Raw genomic sequence first — 13,491 nt, forward strand, 5'->3', positions numbered from 1 at the left:
GAGGAACTGGATCCGGCCAAATCCGAGCTCCGCCGAGGGCGCCACCGCGGCCGCCCCGACCCGTCGGACGGCCCGCACCGGCCCCCGGCCCTCCACCATCCCTACGGCTCGCACATGCCGACAGGCGTGCGCACCGACGACGAAAAGCGGCCCGGTCCATGTTTTCCATGGACCGGGCCGCCATCATCCGGTGGGCGATACTGGGTTCGAACCAGTGACCTCTTCGGTGTGAACGAAGCGCTCTCCCACTGAGCTAATCGCCCGGACGCAGGAAGAACATTACCCCATGTCAGCGGGTGCCTCCGACCACGCTCCCCGCCACCGCGCCGACCCGCCGCCGATCACTGGTCCTTGATGTTCCAGGGCATCTCGAAACCGAACTTCCAGCCATAGAAACCGACCAGCACGGCCACGATCACCAGGCCGATCGACGTGAGAATGATGTTGCGGCGCCGGACCCTGGGGTCGAGGGCGCGTTGGGTGGCTTCGGAGACCTTCCGCTTGGTCCAGCGGAGCACCAGCTGGGCCCAGACGAACTCCGTCGCCCAGATCGCCATGCCTCCGAAGATCACGAGCCAGCCGGGGCCGGGCAGCGGAAGCATGATCACTCCCGCCACGACCACCGCGAGGCCGACGACGAAGACAGCCACCTGCCAGCTCATGTGCAGCATCCGCCGCGCCTTGACGAATTCCGGCGCACGAGATCCGAGCGGCGCTTCATTCTTGGCCACATCGGCCTCACAGTTCGCTACGTCCGTGTCACTCTTCGTTCCGTCGGCCGCCACACCGGCCTCCCCCGTTCCGTGACTCCCCGTGTCCATACGGCCAAACCCTACCGGAGAGAAACCGGTCACCGGAATGGTCGTACCCACCGAAGACGGTCTCGGCCGGATGAGCTACCAAAAGCAACGCAAAACTCCCAGAGGGGTTTACAACGGCACCGTAGGTGGCATGTCGATTTCGCCGACGTGCGAATCCCCGAGCGCACACTGAGCGAAAGGCCATGGCGCTTATGAACACCACGGTCAGCTGCGAGCTGCACCTGCGCCTCGTTGTGTCGAGCGAGTCCTCACTGCCTGTTCCCGCGGGACTGCGGTATGACACGGCCGATCCCTACGCCGTGCACGCCACCTTCCACACCGGAGCAGAGGAAACGGTCGAGTGGGTGTTCGCCCGCGACCTCCTCGCCGAGGGCCTGCACCGGCCCACCGGCACCGGCGACGTCCGTGTCTGGCCGTCCCGCAGCCACGGCCAGGGCGTCGTGTGCATCGCCCTGAGCTCCCCGGAGGGCGAAGCCCTCCTCGAAGCCCCGGCGCGAGCCCTGGAGTCCTTCCTGAAGCGCACAGACGCCGCCGTGCCACCCGGCACGGAGCACCGGCACTTCGACCTCGATCAGGAGCTCTCGCACATCCTGGCCGAAAGCTAGGGCGAGGCCCCACAGAGCCGCCCGGCGCCGTCCACTCGGGGAGACGGCTCGGGCCAGAACAACCGAATACGGCTTCAGGCCGACCCAACGACGCCGTCGTCGCGGACCTCCGCGCGGCGGCGTCCTGGTGTCGTCACCGAGCGTGACGAGACCCGGGCACCAATCGGCACCCTGGCCCGTTCCGCTCGTACCGGGGTGCTCCGGGCCGGTTCGCACCGGCCCACCGCCTCGCCGAGCGATTACCATCGGCCAGCATCGGCGGGCGCCCGCCCGACCCACGCAGGCCAGGGAGCGAAACGTGCTGATCACCCACGACACCCGGTGTTCCCTCGATGCCGTGGTGGATCTGGTGAACACCGCGCCGGACGACGAGACGGCGACCGACGAACTCGCGACCGTAGCGGCGCTCGCCGACTTCGTTGGAAAGCACGACATCAGCGACGTCGGGGTACTGTCCGAGTTCGACCTCGCGGCCGTGCGCCGGGTCCGTGGCCGGTTCGCGGAGATCTTCGCGGCAGCCGACGCGCCCTCGGCCGCCTCGGTCATCAACGAGCTGATCGCCGCGGCGGGCACCACACCCCGCCTCACCGACCACGACGGCTACGACTGGCATGTGCACTACTTCGCGCCCGGCGCGTCGCTCGCCGACCATCTCTCCGCCGACTGCGGCATGGCGCTGGCCTTCTTCGTGGTCGCCGGGGAGCAGGAGCGGCTGCGTCGCTGTGAGGCCCCCGACTGCCGGCGCGCCTTCGTCGACCTCTCCCGCAACCGCTCGCGCCGCTACTGCGACAGCCGCACCTGCGGAAACCGCCTGCATGTGGCCGCCTACCGGGCTCGCCGCAAGGAGGCGGCCGGCTGATCGACGGCCTGCCACCAACGCCGGGATCGACACGGACACCAGGGTCCAGCACGGGAACGGGGACGGGGACGGATACTGACGGAGCCCTCGACGGATGACGCCAGGGGCTCCGTTTACGGCTCAGAGCATCAGCAGGTCGTGCAGTGATGCCATGAGCAGCAGGCAGCCGATCACCGCTAGGAAGATCATCAGCGGTGGCTGGGAGAGCGCGAAGAGACAACCTCGCCGCTCCTTGGGTGGGGCGACCGTGTCGCTCTGTGTTGTGTCCAGCATCTCGCCGCGATGATGACGCAGTGGAGACCCTCCGCGCGATCAACCGACCCGGAATGATGGAGAGTTCGCCCATATCCACAACGTACGGAACGAACGTGATCACTTCGGGGTCGCCGCCCGACCTACTGTGTCGTTTCAGTCCGGAGCCCCTCGGTTCGTTCCGGAGTCCCTTCGGTGGCCGGACGCCACACTCCCCCGGGTCAGATGCCGTGCTTCTTCAGGATCGCCTCGATGTCGCTGAAGTCGTCCCCCGCCGCCGCACCCGAGCCGCCGGCCCGGGGCCCCGCCGCCGGACGTGCCGCCGGCCGTGACCCCTGCCCCAGCGAGGGCGCCGAGGCCGCCGGGGCTATCGCTCCCGTGCGGGACGCCTTGGCCTCCTTGCGTTCCTTCCCGGGACCCTGGCGACGCCGCTCCACGGCGCGGGTGGTCATGAACAGGAACCAGGCGGCGCCGAGCACTCCGAAACCGGCCCACGCGGTCGGGCTGAACGCGGTGTCGGCCAGCCACTCGACGACCCCCGTCATCACCAGACCGAGGGGCACGAGGGAGTAGGCGGCGATACGGGCCGCTCTGAGGAAACGCTTCCGGTACGCCGTGATCGCGGCGATGCCCAGGCCTGCCGCGGAGACGGCGGCACAGACGGTCTCGGCAATCATCCGGTCCTCCAGGCGGTGCGCGGTCGGTCGGTCTCGTTGCGTCCCTTCCATCCTGCACCGCCACGCGTCCGATATGCCATGGTCCGGGGAGACCTCAGGGACATCTCCGGGTCCCCTCGGGGTCGGCCCAGGCTCCGGGCAGCTGGAAGACTGATCTCCATGAGCGACTCCTCCCCCCTGCCGACCGCCGTCGTCCTGGACGTCTGGTGCGAACTCCAGTGTTCCGACTGCCGCGGCGCCCTCGACGACATCCGCGCCCTGCGGGCCCGCTACGGCGACCGGCTCGACGTGCGGCTGCGGCACTTCCCTCTGGAGAAGCACAAGCACGCCTTCGCCGCCGCGCAGGCCGCCGAGGAGGCCGCGGAGCAGGGGCGGGCGTGGCCGTACGTCGAGGCCGTGCTCGGGCGGGTCGAGGAGCTGGACCGGACCGGAGAGCCGTTCCTCGTCGAGGTCGCCCGGGAACTCGGCCTGGACGCCGAGGAGTTCGACACCGCGCTCATCGACGGCCGGCACATCCTGATCGTCGACGCCGACCAGGCCGAGGGCAAGGCGATCGGTGTGACGGGCACCCCCACGTACGTCATCGCCGGCGAGCGCCTCGACGGCGGCAAGAGTCAGGCCGGGCTGCGCGAGCGGATCGAGGAGATCGCCGACCGGCTGCTGGCCGGGGACGCCTGACCCCGTCCCGCCGCCAGGGCCCCCGCGAGGATCCGGCGGCGCCCTTCCCTGTCCGCCGACGCCCCTGCCGCCACGCGCCCGCGTCGCACGGCCGTCAGAGCAGGGGCTTGGACAGGTGGTGGGCCGTCGTCTCGTAGCCGAGGGAGTCATAGAGGCATTCGGCCCGGGCGTTGCCCGCGAAGACGTTGAGTGCGATGGCGGTCTTCCCGGCGGCCACGGCCTGTGCCTCGGCCAGCAGCATGAGCGAGCGGCCGTGGCCGCGGCCCCGGTGCGCGGCGTCCGCCTCCACGTCGTACACGAAGGCGGCGTCGTCGGCCAGCCACAGCCACAGCGTGCCGACCCTCGTGCCCTCGTGCTCCAGCACGCTGCACAGGTTGTGCGCGGAGGTCACTCCGTGCGGCAGGCACCGCACGTAGTCCTCGGCTGCCCTGGCGTACGCCTCCGCCTCGGGCACACCACGGGTGATCAGGTCCTGTGCGTAGCCCTCCAGCCCGGCCTCCTTCCAGGGTTCGTACTCGGCCTCGGTCATGGGCCGCCCCCGGCTGCCCGCGGGCAGTGCGGGCGGGGTGCCGTCGAGGGGCTTGCGCATGCTGCGGTTGCGCAGGACGTAGCCGAGCGCCTGGGTCAGGCGCAGCGCGGGCTCGGCGTCCGCCGGGACGGACGCCTCGATCCGCCGGCAGCCCCAGCCCCGGGCCACCTCCTCGGCGGCGAGCGCGGCCACCGTGGCCCGGCCGCGCCGCCGGTCCGGTTCGTCGATGCGCAGATCCAGGATCCGGGCGGCCGAGGAGCCGGGTCCGGGGCGCGTACCGAGGTGGATCTCGCCTGCGGGACGGCTGTTCACGCACACCTGGTAGCGGCGCGAACGGGATCCGTCGGCGGCGTGCTGAAGCGGCTCGATGGGCCGCAGGGTGGTGGTCATCAGGGGTGTTCTACCCGCCACGGCGCGTGGAGTCCGCCGAATATCCGCGGCCGTCACGGATCGAGGTCGTCGCCGGACCGTTCGTCGAAGACCCGCATCGCCTTGGCCGTCACCGGGCCCGGGGTGGGGGAGAGTTCACGGGCGTCGACGCGGTGCACGGACTGCACGTCGCGCAGGCTCGACGTCAGGAACACCTCGTCGGCGCGGTCGAGGACGTCCAGCGGCAGGTCGGTCTCGCGGGCGCCGGTCCACTCGACGACGAGGGCGCGGGTGATGCCCGCGAGACAGCCGGAGGCGACCGGCGGGGTGTGGATCTCGCCGTCGAGGACGACGAAGACGTTGGAGCCCGTGCCCTCGCAGAGCCGGCCCACCGTGTTGGCGAACAGCGCCTCGGTCGCGCCCTGTTCGTGGGCGCGGGCCAGGGCGACGACGTTCTCCGCGTACGAGGTGGTCTTCAGGCCGGTGAGGGCGCCGCGCTCGTTGCGGGTCCAGGGGACGGTGATCGCGGCGGTGGAGTCGGCGCGCCGGGCGGTCTCGGCGAGGGCGACGACAAGGGTCGGGCCGTGGTCGCCCCGGTCGGAGCCGAGCGGGGAGACACCGCCGGTGTAGGTGATGCGGAGCCGGCCGAGTGCCACGGGGTTGGCCTCGATCACGGCCGAGCAGGCGCGGCGCACCTCGTCGAGGTCGGGTTCGGCCAGACCGAGTCCGCGTGCCGAGCGGGCCAGGCGGTCGAGATGGCGGGTCAGCGCGAACGGCCGCCCGTCTACCGTCTTCGCGGTCTCGAAGACGCCGTCGCCCACGGTCAGTCCGTGGTCGAGGACGGAGACACGGGCGGAGTCGATGTCCTGCAGTCCGCCGTCGAGCCAGATCTTCACGTAAGGGTCCTCCCACTCGCCTCGTACGTTCCCGACGCTACCGCGAGCAGCCTGGCGGCCTTCAGCTCGGTCTCCCGCCACTCCGCCTCGGGGTCCGACCCCCAGGTGATGCCCGCGCCCGTGCCGAAGCGCAGTTCGCCCGCGGCCCGGTCGATCCAGAAGGTACGGATCCCGACCGCCAGCTCGCCCGTGCCCCGGTCGGCGTCGACCCAGCCGATGCCGCCGGTGTACGGGCCGCGCGGCGCGGTCTCCAGGGCGTCGATGATGCGCAGGGCGCTCGACTTCGGGGCGCCGGTGACGGAGCCGGGCGGGAAGGCGGCGGCGAGCAGCTCCGGCCAGCCGGCGCCGTCGCGCAGTTCGCCGCGCACCATCGACACGAGGTGCACGAGGCCCGGATGCTTCTCGACGACGCACAGGTCGGGCACGGTCACCGACCCGGTGGCGCAGACCTGCCCGATGTCGTTGCGGACCAGGTCGACGATCATGACGTTCTCGGCGTAGTCCTTCTCCAGGAGGTCCGCCTCGGTGCGTCCGGTGCCCTTGATCGGGCCCGACTCGACGACCCGGCCGTCGCGGCGCAGGAAGAGTTCGGGTGAGGCGGTGGCGATCTCGACGCCGTGCCCCGGGAGGCGAATCGTTCCTGCAAAAGGTGCCGGATTGCCGCGGGCCAGCAGCGCGGTCAGGGCGTCCACATCGGCTTCGGGGGCGACGGGCGCGGACAGCACCCGGCAGAGGTTCGCCTGGTACACCTCGCCGGCGGCGATGTGCTCGCGGATGCGACGGACGCCCGCCGTGTACCCGGCGCGGTCGAGGGACGACGTCCAGTCGCCGACGCCCGGCCCGTGCCACTTCCCCGGCACCGGGGCGGGCGCGGGTTCGCGACGTACGTCACTGAAGCGCGCGCACACCGGATCGCCCTCGTAGTCCGCGCACACGGCCCAGAACCCGGAGGAGTCCAGGGCGGCGGCGTCGCTGGTCACATCGGTGAGACCGGTGGCGACGAGGTTGCCGAAGCGGGCGAGGGGAGGGAGGTCGGGCACACGGTCGAGTCTAGGGCGGGTGCCCCGCGGGCGGACCCGGACGGGTCTCGGACTGGACGCAACGCAGCACGCTGCACAAACGCGTTTTTGTGCTGGCCCCGGAATCCGCTAGAGTTCAACTCGTCGCCGGGTCGCGCAAGCGGTCCGGAAACGACAAGCGGACGTAGCTCAGTTGGTAGAGCGCAACCTTGCCAAGGTTGAGGTCGCCAGTTCGAACCTGGTCGTCCGCTCGCAGGAACGTGGGGGATCTTCCCGAACTCCCGCACTCCTGGTGGAGTGGCCGAGAGGCGAGGCAACGGCCTGCAAAGCCGTCTACACGGGTTCAAATCCCGTCTCCACCTCCAAGGACGATTAGCTCAGCGGGAGAGCGCTTCCCTGACACGGAAGAGGTCACTGGTTCAATCCCAGTATCGTCCACTGAGGCCTGAGGGCTTCCGGAGCCGCGAGGCTTCGACCCCCGCGCGATTAGCTCAGCGGGAGAGCGCTTCCCTGACACGGAAGAGGTCACTGGTTCAATCCCAGTATCGCGCACGCAGGATCAGCACCCGTGGTGCTGTGATCCCGAGGACGATTAGCTCAGCGGGAGAGCGCTTCCCTGACACGGAAGAGGTCACTGGTTCAATCCCAGTATCGTCCACACGCACCGAGCCCCCGGCCGTCTCGTACGGCCGGGGGCTTCGTCGTGCGCAGGGCGCGGACGCACCCTGCGCGCGGCTCAGCTGGAGAACAGCATGTGACCGAAGCCGCGGTTGTGGTGGCCGTGACCCCCGTGGTGGCCGCCGTGGTGACCACCGTGCGGGGCGCCCCAGGCGGGAGCGTTGTGACCGCCGCCCGAGGGGTACTGCGGAGCCGCCGGCGGCGGGGGAACGGCCGGGCCGCCGCCCCACTGGCCCTCCATGCGGGTCAGTGCCTCCAGCTCGCCGTAGTCGAGGAAGATCCCCCGGCAGCCGCTGCACTGCTCGATCTGGACGCCACTGCGGTTGTAGGTGTGCATCGGCGCATGGCACTTGGGACACTGCATGTGCATGGTTCGGATCAACTCCTCGGCGTTCGGTCCTGCTTCGCGTTACGCCTGGACAGACACTGTCCGGCCGCGGTCGGTTGCACCCTACTTCGGGAAACGGCCGTCCAACTCCGGCGGGATGCCACTCATTCGGTCACATGCGTCCACAACGGACCGCTGCGCGTCGTCGAGGGGCCGGCCGGCCGCCGTGCACTTCGCCAGCGCCAGGGCCGCGGTCTGCACGGTGAGTGCGCGGGCCGGCACGTCCAGTACCGGCCAGGGGTCGCCGTGCGCGGGGACCGCCGGGCCGTCGGCCCCCTGGTAGGCGCTCAGGAAACGGGTCCACTCCTCGGGCAGGAGGAGGCCGCAGGCGTACCAGGCGGCTGGTCGGGCGAGGTCCCAGGCGGGGACGCCCACCCCTAGGTCGTCGACGTCGATGAGCCGCCAGGGGCCCGTGCCCGCCGGATGCCGGACGAGCTGGCCGAGGTGCAGATCGCCGTGGCAGAGGGTGCCCGTGCCGGGCATGGGGGCCTCCGCCCTGGCCCAGGCGGGGAGGGTGTCCCAGGCGCGCAGTACCGAGGGCGTGGCGGGGTGGTGCGGTGCTGCGGCTCGGAGGCGGGCGACGGCCTGGGCGGCCTTGGCCGGGCCGCGCATGGGCGGCAGGCCCGGGGGCGGTGGCTGCCGGTGGAGGCGGGCGAGGAGGATGCCCGCCGCCTCCCAGGGAGCGGCCTCCGGGGCCTCGGGGTCGACCGGGGTGCCGTACGGCCAGAACGTGACGAGGCGGTCGTGGAGGGCGGCCGGGGTCGGGCGGAGGGGGGCGAGGAGGGTGTCCGGGTGGGACGCGGCGACGGTCAGGCGGAGGGTCAGGTGGGCGGGGTCGGTGCCGGGGGCGTGCGCCTTGGCCACGGTGTCGGCGTGCCGGACGACCGTGCCGTCGGGGCGTTCCGCGAGGACCGAGTCCGGGTGGGAACAGGGGGCCAACCCGGGGTGGGCCGTGCTGCGCACCCTGGCCCTGAGGGCGGGGAGCACGCCGGCGTCGGCTGTGGTCGTCATGGGGTCCCCCTGCTCGGCTACGGCGCTGCACGTGAGCCTACGGTCCCGGTGCGCCCGGCCGGAGGGCTCGGAAGGATTCCGGGCTCGGCGATCACGGGGAGCCGTCGTGCCCGCCCTCCCCCTTCGGCACGAGCGCCCTCGGTGGGGAGGATCCGGAAAACGGCAACGCCCGCGCAGCTCCCCAGCTGCGCGGGCGTCTTCTGCCGTCCGCCGCACCCCCGTCCCCACGGGGTTTCATGGATGGATGTCCCCGCCCGGACCGCTCTTCCGGGCCTGGGGTCGCCGCTCAGCGCCCCAGCATCACACCCACGGACGACGCTTGTGTGACCACTGCTTCCCAGCCGCCGAAGGCGTACACGAGCAGGGCCGCCAGAGGGAGGACCATCGCGGTCGCCACCAAGGGGTGACGACGGCCCGGACGGCGGTCGGCGGTGAACGTCCTGCGCTCCCGTGTGCGGATCGCGGTCCGCGGTGCCGTGTGGGCCATGGTCCCTCCTCTGACCTTCTCGTCGATGTTGCTTGTGGTTGGCAGCGGCGGGTGTCTGACCTCGGGGGACGAGTGCTGCACCCGCCGCTTGACCTCAAATCTAGGCGGGTGGCGGATCGGGGTCGTCATGCCCTCGTACCGATTGCCGGGCCTCCCGGAGGATGAGCGAGGACCCTCGGTGTACTCCCCAGGGTGGAGACGGGGTCCCAGGTCTCGGGGTCTTCCCGGAGGGGACGTCCGGTCTGCCCCAGCTGTTACCCGTTCCGCTCCGAGCCGTCCTCGCGGGGCACCGGCTGCTCGACCAGCGCGAGGACCCGGTTCGCCATGAACCTGGCCGTCCGCACCACGGAGCCGTTCCGGGTGACTTCGCTCACTTCCACCACGCCCCGTCGCACCGCCGTCTCCACCCGGCGGCCCGCCCTGCTCGCGATCACCTCGTACGTGCGCGTCGTGTCCCCGGCGTCCACGACTATCTCCACTCGGTCACCCTTCACGGGTTCAATCCCCCTTCTGCGGTGGCTGGTTGGGATCAAGGGGAGTCCAACAACGCCCCGAACTCCTGTTCCCTGACTCCTCTTCAAGTTTCCCATCCGGCACTGACAATCCGTCGGGTCGTGAGGGCGCGGCCTCTGCGCACGCCCGGCCGTGGAAACGTAAGCTGTGGCTCGTCAGACGGAACGGGCAGCGGGGATGAACATGGCGATGATGCGCCTGAGGCGCGAGGACCCGCGCGTCGTCGGCTCGTTCAGGATCCACAGACGGCTCGGCGCGGGGGGAATGGGCGTCGTCTACCTGGGCTCCGACCGGCGCGGACAGCGTGTCGCGCTCAAGGTCATCCGGCCGGACCTGGCGGAGGATCAGGAGTTCCGGTCCCGGTTCGCGCGCGAGGTGTCGGCGGCTCGGCGGATCAGGGGCGGGTGCACGGCCCGGCTGGTCGCCGCGGATCTGGACGCGGACCGGCCGTGGTTCGCCACGCAGTACGTGCCGGGGCCCTCGCTGCACGACAAGGTCGCCGAGGAGGGGCCCATGTCGGCCGCCGACGTGGCCGCCGTCGGCGCCGCCCTCTCCGAGGGGCTCGTGGCCGTGCACGAGGCCGGTGTCGTACACCGTGATCTCAAGCCTTCCAACATCCTGCTGTCCCCCAAGGGGCCGCGGATCATCGACTTCGGTATCGCGTGGGCGACCGGGGCCTCGACCCTGACCCACGTCGGTACGGCCGTGGGGTCGCCCGGCTTCCTGGCGCCCGAACAGGTGCGCGGGGCCGCCGTCACGCCGGCCACCGACGTCTTCTCCCTCGGCGCCACGCTCGCCTACGCGGCGACCTCCGACTCCCCCTTCGGACACGGCAGTTCGGAGGTCATGCTCTACCGCGTGGTGCACGAGGAGGCGCAGCTGCGCGGGGTGCCCGACGCTCTCGCCCCCCTCGTCCGCGCCTGCCTGGCGAAGGACCCGGAGGAGCGGCCCAGCACACTGCAACTGTCGCTGCGGCTCAAGGAGATCGCCGCCCGTGAGGCGCAGGGCCTGTCCGACATGCGGCCGCCCGCACCACGTACGGATCCGGACCGCTCCTCGGGGCGGCTCGCGGAGCAGTACGTCGAGCAGCGCACCCTGCGACAGCCGCCGGAGCCGCGCGGGACACAGCCCGGCAGGCCGGGCACGGCCGGCACACCGGCGTCCCGGACCGGGGGCGGTTCCCGGACGGGCGGGAGCGGGGCGCGGACGGGGGCCGGCGGCGCGCGTTCGGGGGCTCGTCCCCTGCCACCGCGCAACACCACGGGATCCGGGAAGCGGCCCGCTCCGCGCAGTGGCGCGGGGCGGCCGGGTCCCCGGACCAACGGGACCGGGCGACGGCCCGCCAATCCGCGGCTGCTTCGGCAGCGGCTCTTCGTGTTCGTCGTGGTGACGTTGCTCGCCGCGCTCGGGATCGCGACGGCGCAGGGGTGCCAGGGGCCGTCCCGCGGGCTCGGTGACGGCGTCCGCCAGGAGCAGCCGGTCATGGAGCGGGACGCCGAGGGTTCGGCGGGGTCGGCCCTGGTCCCCTAGGACCCCGCCCGGGGCTCTAGTTCCGCGGCCGTCCCGTCGCCACCGCGTAGAAGGCCACTGCCGCCGCCGCGCCCACGTTGAGGGAGTCGACTCCGTGGGCCATGGGGATGCGGACCCATTCGTCGGCGGACATGAGGGCCTTGGTGGAGAGGCCGTCTCCCTCGGCGCCGAGCATCAGGGCGACGCGGTCCATCCGGTGCGGGGCGGTCTCGTCGAGGGACTTCGCCTTCTCGTCCGGGGTGAGGGCGAGCAGGGTGAAGCCGGCGTCGCGGACCGCGTCGAGGCCCTTGGGCCAGGTGTCGAGGCGGGCGTAGGGCACGGAGAAGACCGCTCCCATGGAGACCTTGACGCTGCGGCGGTAGAGCGGATCGGCGCAGTCCGGGGAGAGCAGGACCGCGTCCATGCCGAGGGCGGCGGCCGAGCGGAAGATCGCGCCGATATTGGTGTGGTCGTTGACCGACTCCATGATGACGACCCGGCGGGCGGCGCCCAGGAGTTGGTCGGCCGTCGGCAGGGGCCTGCGCTGCATGGAGGCGAGGGCGCCCCGGTGCACGTGATACCCGGTGACCTGTTCGGCGAGTTCGGGGCTGACCGCGTAGACGGGGGCCGGGAGTTCGTCGATGACGTCGCGCATGACGTCGACCCACTTGGCGGAGAGCAGCATCGAGCGCATCTCGTAGCCGGCTTCCTTGGCCCGTCTGATGACCTTCTCGCCCTCGGCGATGAACAGGCCCTCGGCGGGTTCGCGCCGTCGGCGCAGCTCCACGTCGGTCAGGCCGGTGTAGTCGCGCAGGCGCGGGTCGTCGGGGTCGTCAACGGTGATGAGATCGGCCACAGGGTGATACTGCCTTGTCCTGGGTGTGGTGCCAACGGCTGGGGACGGGTCGGGTTACCGGTGGTTACGGTTCCGCTCCGCACGATCCGGGGTCGCCCCCGGGTGTCATGCGTCCGTCCCGGGCCCCACCTTCACGACCTCGCCGATCACGATGACGGCCGGCGGCTTGACCCCTTGCGCCCGCACCGTCTCGGCGACCGTGGCGAGGGTGGCGTCCACCCGCCGCTGGGCGGCCGTGGTGCCCTCCTGGACCAGGGCGACCGGGGTGTGGGGAGACTTGCCGTGCGCCACCAGGGTCTCGGCGATCCGGCCGATCTTGTCGACGCCCATGAGGATCACCAGGGTGCCGGTCAGCCGGGCGAGGGCGGGCCAGTCGACGAGGGAGCGCTCGTCGTCGGGGGCCACATGCCCGCTGACCACGGTGAACTCGTGCGCGACACCCCGGTGGGTGACCGGGATGCCGGCCGCGCTCGGGACGGAGATCGAACTGGAGATGCCGGGGACGACCGTGCACGGGATGCCGGCCTCGGCGAGCGCGTGCAGCTCCTCCATGCCGCGGCCGAACACGTACGGGTCGCCGCCCTTGAGGCGCACGACCGACTTGCCCTGCTTGGCGTGCTCGATCAGCGCGTTGTTGATGGCCTCCTGGGCCATGAAGCGGCCGTACGGGATCTTCGCCGCGTCGATCACCTCGACGTGCGGCGGGAGTTCGGCGAGGAGGTCGCGGGGGCCGAGACGGTCGGCGATGACGACGTCGGCCTCGGCGAGGAGCCGGCGGCCGCGCACGGTGATCAGGTCCGGGTCGCCGGGGCCACCGCCGACGAGGGAGACACCGGGGGTGCGGGTGCGGTGGTGGGGGGCCACGAGGGTGCCGTCCCGCAGGCCCTCGACGACCGCGTCGCGGATCGCGGCGGTATGGCGGGGGTCGCGCTCCTGGGCGTTGGCGGTGAGCACGGCGACCGTGACGCCCTCGCTGTGGCCGGTCGCCGGGGTCCAGGCGGTGGCCTCCTCCGCGCTGTCGGAGCGGACGCACCAGATGCGATGGCGCTCCGCCTCGGCGGACGCGCGGGCGTTCGCCACCGGGTCGCCGGTGGCGATCAGGACGTACCAGGCCTCGGCGAGGTCTCCCTCCGCGTACCTGCGTCGCTCCCAGGTCAGCTCGCCCGCGTCCGCCATCGCCTCCACGGAGGGGGTAGCGCTCGGGGACACGAGGACGATGTCGGCGCCGGCCGCGATGAGGGCGGGGAGGCGGCGTTGGGCGACCTGGCCGCCGCCCACGACGACCACTCGGCGGCCGGTGAGGCGGAGGCCTACGGGGTAGGCGGGGTGTTCGGCCATGAGGGT

General features: G+C 71.8%; 16 protein-coding genes and 6 tRNA genes. 9 read left to right on the forward strand and 13 right to left on the reverse strand.

Going from position 1 to position 13,491, the window contains the following annotated elements; genetic code table 11:
• Positions 1 to 191: 191 nt before the first annotated feature.
• Both ACWCRJ_RS36095 and ACWCRJ_RS36100 read right to left on the reverse strand, forming a co-directional pair.
• Positions 192 to 263 (reverse strand) — tRNA-Val (locus ACWCRJ_RS36095).
• A gap of 78 nt (positions 264 to 341) precedes the next feature.
• The gene (locus ACWCRJ_RS36100; protein WP_450943274.1) at positions 342 to 821 is read right to left on the reverse strand and encodes a TIGR02611 family protein; all 480 of its coding nucleotides are present in this window, start codon (positions 819 to 821) and stop codon (positions 342 to 344) included.
• A gap of 191 nt (positions 822 to 1,012) precedes the next feature.
• Here ACWCRJ_RS36100 and ACWCRJ_RS36105 point away from each other — a divergent pair, with 191 nt between their 5' ends.
• Both ACWCRJ_RS36105 and ACWCRJ_RS36110 read left to right on the forward strand, forming a co-directional pair.
• Complete coding sequence (locus tag ACWCRJ_RS36105) at positions 1,013 to 1,426, forward strand: SsgA family sporulation/cell division regulator (RefSeq protein WP_004002642.1); 414 nt, start codon at positions 1,013 to 1,015, stop codon at positions 1,424 to 1,426.
• Between the two features lie 298 nt (positions 1,427 to 1,724).
• Positions 1,725 to 2,285, forward strand: coding sequence for a CGNR zinc finger domain-containing protein (locus tag ACWCRJ_RS36110; RefSeq protein WP_450943241.1), 561 nt, complete (start codon positions 1,725 to 1,727; stop codon positions 2,283 to 2,285).
• Positions 2,286 to 2,405: 120 nt separating this feature from the next.
• Here ACWCRJ_RS36110 and ACWCRJ_RS36115 read toward each other — a convergent pair whose 3' ends face one another.
• Both ACWCRJ_RS36115 and ACWCRJ_RS36120 read right to left on the reverse strand, forming a co-directional pair.
• On the reverse strand, positions 2,406 to 2,558 hold the full coding sequence (locus tag ACWCRJ_RS36115; RefSeq protein WP_450943242.1) for a hypothetical protein: 153 nt from the start codon (positions 2,556 to 2,558) through the stop codon (positions 2,406 to 2,408).
• A gap of 200 nt (positions 2,559 to 2,758) precedes the next feature.
• Positions 2,759 to 3,214: a hypothetical protein gene (locus ACWCRJ_RS36120; protein WP_450943243.1), complete on the reverse strand. Its 456-nt coding sequence runs from the start codon at positions 3,212 to 3,214 to the stop codon at positions 2,759 to 2,761.
• Between the two features lie 159 nt (positions 3,215 to 3,373).
• Between ACWCRJ_RS36120 and ACWCRJ_RS36125 the strand changes: the two genes are divergently transcribed.
• Complete coding sequence (locus ACWCRJ_RS36125; protein WP_450943244.1) at positions 3,374 to 3,892, forward strand: DsbA family protein; 519 nt, start codon at positions 3,374 to 3,376, stop codon at positions 3,890 to 3,892.
• Between the two features lie 94 nt (positions 3,893 to 3,986).
• On the opposite strand, the gene ACWCRJ_RS36130 is transcribed toward ACWCRJ_RS36125, so the two are convergent.
• Genes ACWCRJ_RS36130 through ACWCRJ_RS36140 form a run of 3 tightly spaced genes read right to left on the reverse strand, consistent with a single transcriptional unit; the run spans position 3,987 to position 6,726 of the window.
• On the reverse strand, positions 3,987 to 4,811 hold the full coding sequence (locus tag ACWCRJ_RS36130; RefSeq protein WP_450943245.1) for a GNAT family N-acetyltransferase: 825 nt from the start codon (positions 4,809 to 4,811) through the stop codon (positions 3,987 to 3,989).
• A 53-nt stretch (positions 4,812 to 4,864) separates the two neighbouring features.
• Entirely contained in the window at positions 4,865 to 5,686 is an 822-nt protein-coding gene (locus tag ACWCRJ_RS36135) for an aminotransferase class IV (protein WP_450943246.1), read from the reverse strand.
• Entirely contained in the window at positions 5,683 to 6,726 is a 1,044-nt protein-coding gene (locus ACWCRJ_RS36140) for a chorismate-binding protein (protein WP_450943247.1), read from the reverse strand. Before ACWCRJ_RS36140 ends, ACWCRJ_RS36135 begins: the two co-directional genes overlap by 4 nt.
• A 157-nt stretch (positions 6,727 to 6,883) precedes the next feature.
• Between ACWCRJ_RS36140 and ACWCRJ_RS36145 the strand changes: the two genes are divergently transcribed.
• The 5 genes from ACWCRJ_RS36145 to ACWCRJ_RS36165 all read left to right on the forward strand — a co-directional run bounded on the left by ACWCRJ_RS36145 (position 6,884) and on the right by ACWCRJ_RS36165 (position 7,363).
• Positions 6,884 to 6,956, forward strand: a tRNA-Gly gene (locus tag ACWCRJ_RS36145).
• Positions 6,957 to 6,996: 40 nt separating this feature from the next.
• Positions 6,997 to 7,070 (forward strand) — tRNA-Cys (locus ACWCRJ_RS36150).
• Between the two features lies 1 nt (position 7,071).
• Positions 7,072 to 7,143, forward strand: a tRNA-Val gene (locus tag ACWCRJ_RS36155).
• A 42-nt stretch (positions 7,144 to 7,185) separates the two neighbouring features.
• Positions 7,186 to 7,257, forward strand: a tRNA-Val gene (locus tag ACWCRJ_RS36160).
• Positions 7,258 to 7,291: 34 nt separating this feature from the next.
• A tRNA-Val gene (locus ACWCRJ_RS36165) sits at positions 7,292 to 7,363 on the forward strand.
• 78 nt (positions 7,364 to 7,441) lie between these two features.
• On the opposite strand, the gene ACWCRJ_RS36170 is transcribed toward ACWCRJ_RS36165, so the two are convergent.
• From ACWCRJ_RS36170 to ACWCRJ_RS36185, 4 genes are all read right to left on the reverse strand, one after another.
• Positions 7,442 to 7,747, reverse strand: coding sequence for a TFIIB-type zinc ribbon-containing protein (locus ACWCRJ_RS36170; protein ID WP_450943275.1), 306 nt, complete (start codon positions 7,745 to 7,747; stop codon positions 7,442 to 7,444).
• 87 nt (positions 7,748 to 7,834) lie between these two features.
• The gene (locus tag ACWCRJ_RS36175; RefSeq protein ID WP_450943248.1) at positions 7,835 to 8,782 is read right to left on the reverse strand and encodes a phosphotransferase family protein; all 948 of its coding nucleotides are present in this window, start codon (positions 8,780 to 8,782) and stop codon (positions 7,835 to 7,837) included.
• Positions 8,783 to 9,068: 286 nt separating this feature from the next.
• Positions 9,069 to 9,269, reverse strand: coding sequence for a hypothetical protein (locus ACWCRJ_RS36180; protein ID WP_020114444.1), 201 nt, complete (start codon positions 9,267 to 9,269; stop codon positions 9,069 to 9,071).
• A 254-nt stretch (positions 9,270 to 9,523) separates the two neighbouring features.
• On the reverse strand, positions 9,524 to 9,763 hold the full coding sequence (locus ACWCRJ_RS36185; RefSeq protein WP_028796681.1) for a hypothetical protein: 240 nt from the start codon (positions 9,761 to 9,763) through the stop codon (positions 9,524 to 9,526).
• A 196-nt stretch (positions 9,764 to 9,959) separates the two neighbouring features.
• On the opposite strand from ACWCRJ_RS36185, the gene ACWCRJ_RS36190 reads away from it, so the two are divergent.
• Positions 9,960 to 11,312, forward strand: coding sequence for a serine/threonine-protein kinase (locus ACWCRJ_RS36190; RefSeq protein ID WP_450943276.1), 1,353 nt, complete (start codon positions 9,960 to 9,962; stop codon positions 11,310 to 11,312).
• 16 nt (positions 11,313 to 11,328) lie between these two features.
• Here ACWCRJ_RS36190 and ACWCRJ_RS36195 read toward each other — a convergent pair whose 3' ends face one another.
• Together ACWCRJ_RS36195 and cobA are read right to left on the reverse strand one after the other, a co-directional pair.
• Positions 11,329 to 12,147, reverse strand: a complete 819-nt coding sequence (locus ACWCRJ_RS36195) for a TrmH family RNA methyltransferase (RefSeq protein ID WP_450943249.1) — start codon at positions 12,145 to 12,147, stop codon at positions 11,329 to 11,331.
• A 105-nt stretch (positions 12,148 to 12,252) separates the two neighbouring features.
• A complete protein-coding gene (cobA, locus tag ACWCRJ_RS36200; RefSeq protein WP_450943250.1) occupies positions 12,253 to 13,485 on the reverse strand; it encodes a uroporphyrinogen-III C-methyltransferase in 1,233 nt (410 codons plus the stop codon).
• Positions 13,486 to 13,491 lie beyond the last annotated feature (6 nt).

It is taken from the genome of Streptomyces sp. NPDC002324 (genome assembly GCF_053593335.1).

Excerpts from the sequence above, each read along its gene's own strand:
- cobA (WP_450943250.1), bottom strand. The coding sequence starts at position 13,485 with ATGGCCGAACACCCCGCCTACCCCGTAGGCCTCCGCCTCACCGGCCGC.
- ACWCRJ_RS36170 (WP_450943275.1), bottom strand. The coding sequence starts at position 7,747 with ATGCAGTGTCCCAAGTGCCATGCGCCGATGCACACCTACAACCGCAGT.
- ACWCRJ_RS36100 (WP_450943274.1), bottom strand. The coding sequence starts at position 821 with ATGGACACGGGGAGTCACGGAACGGGGGAGGCCGGTGTGGCGGCCGAC.
- ACWCRJ_RS36190 (WP_450943276.1), top strand. The coding sequence starts at position 9,960 with ATGAACATGGCGATGATGCGCCTGAGGCGCGAGGACCCGCGCGTCGTC.
- ACWCRJ_RS36180 (WP_020114444.1), bottom strand. The coding sequence starts at position 9,269 with ATGGCCCACACGGCACCGCGGACCGCGATCCGCACACGGGAGCGCAGG.
- ACWCRJ_RS36125 (WP_450943244.1), top strand. The coding sequence starts at position 3,374 with ATGAGCGACTCCTCCCCCCTGCCGACCGCCGTCGTCCTGGACGTCTGG.
- ACWCRJ_RS36130 (WP_450943245.1), bottom strand. The coding sequence starts at position 4,811 with ATGACCACCACCCTGCGGCCCATCGAGCCGCTTCAGCACGCCGCCGAC.
- ACWCRJ_RS36105 (WP_004002642.1), top strand. The coding sequence starts at position 1,013 with ATGAACACCACGGTCAGCTGCGAGCTGCACCTGCGCCTCGTTGTGTCG.
- ACWCRJ_RS36115 (WP_450943242.1), bottom strand. The coding sequence starts at position 2,558 with ATGCTGGACACAACACAGAGCGACACGGTCGCCCCACCCAAGGAGCGG.
- ACWCRJ_RS36120 (WP_450943243.1), bottom strand. The coding sequence starts at position 3,214 with ATGATTGCCGAGACCGTCTGTGCCGCCGTCTCCGCGGCAGGCCTGGGC.
- ACWCRJ_RS36175 (WP_450943248.1), bottom strand. The coding sequence starts at position 8,782 with ATGACGACCACAGCCGACGCCGGCGTGCTCCCCGCCCTCAGGGCCAGG.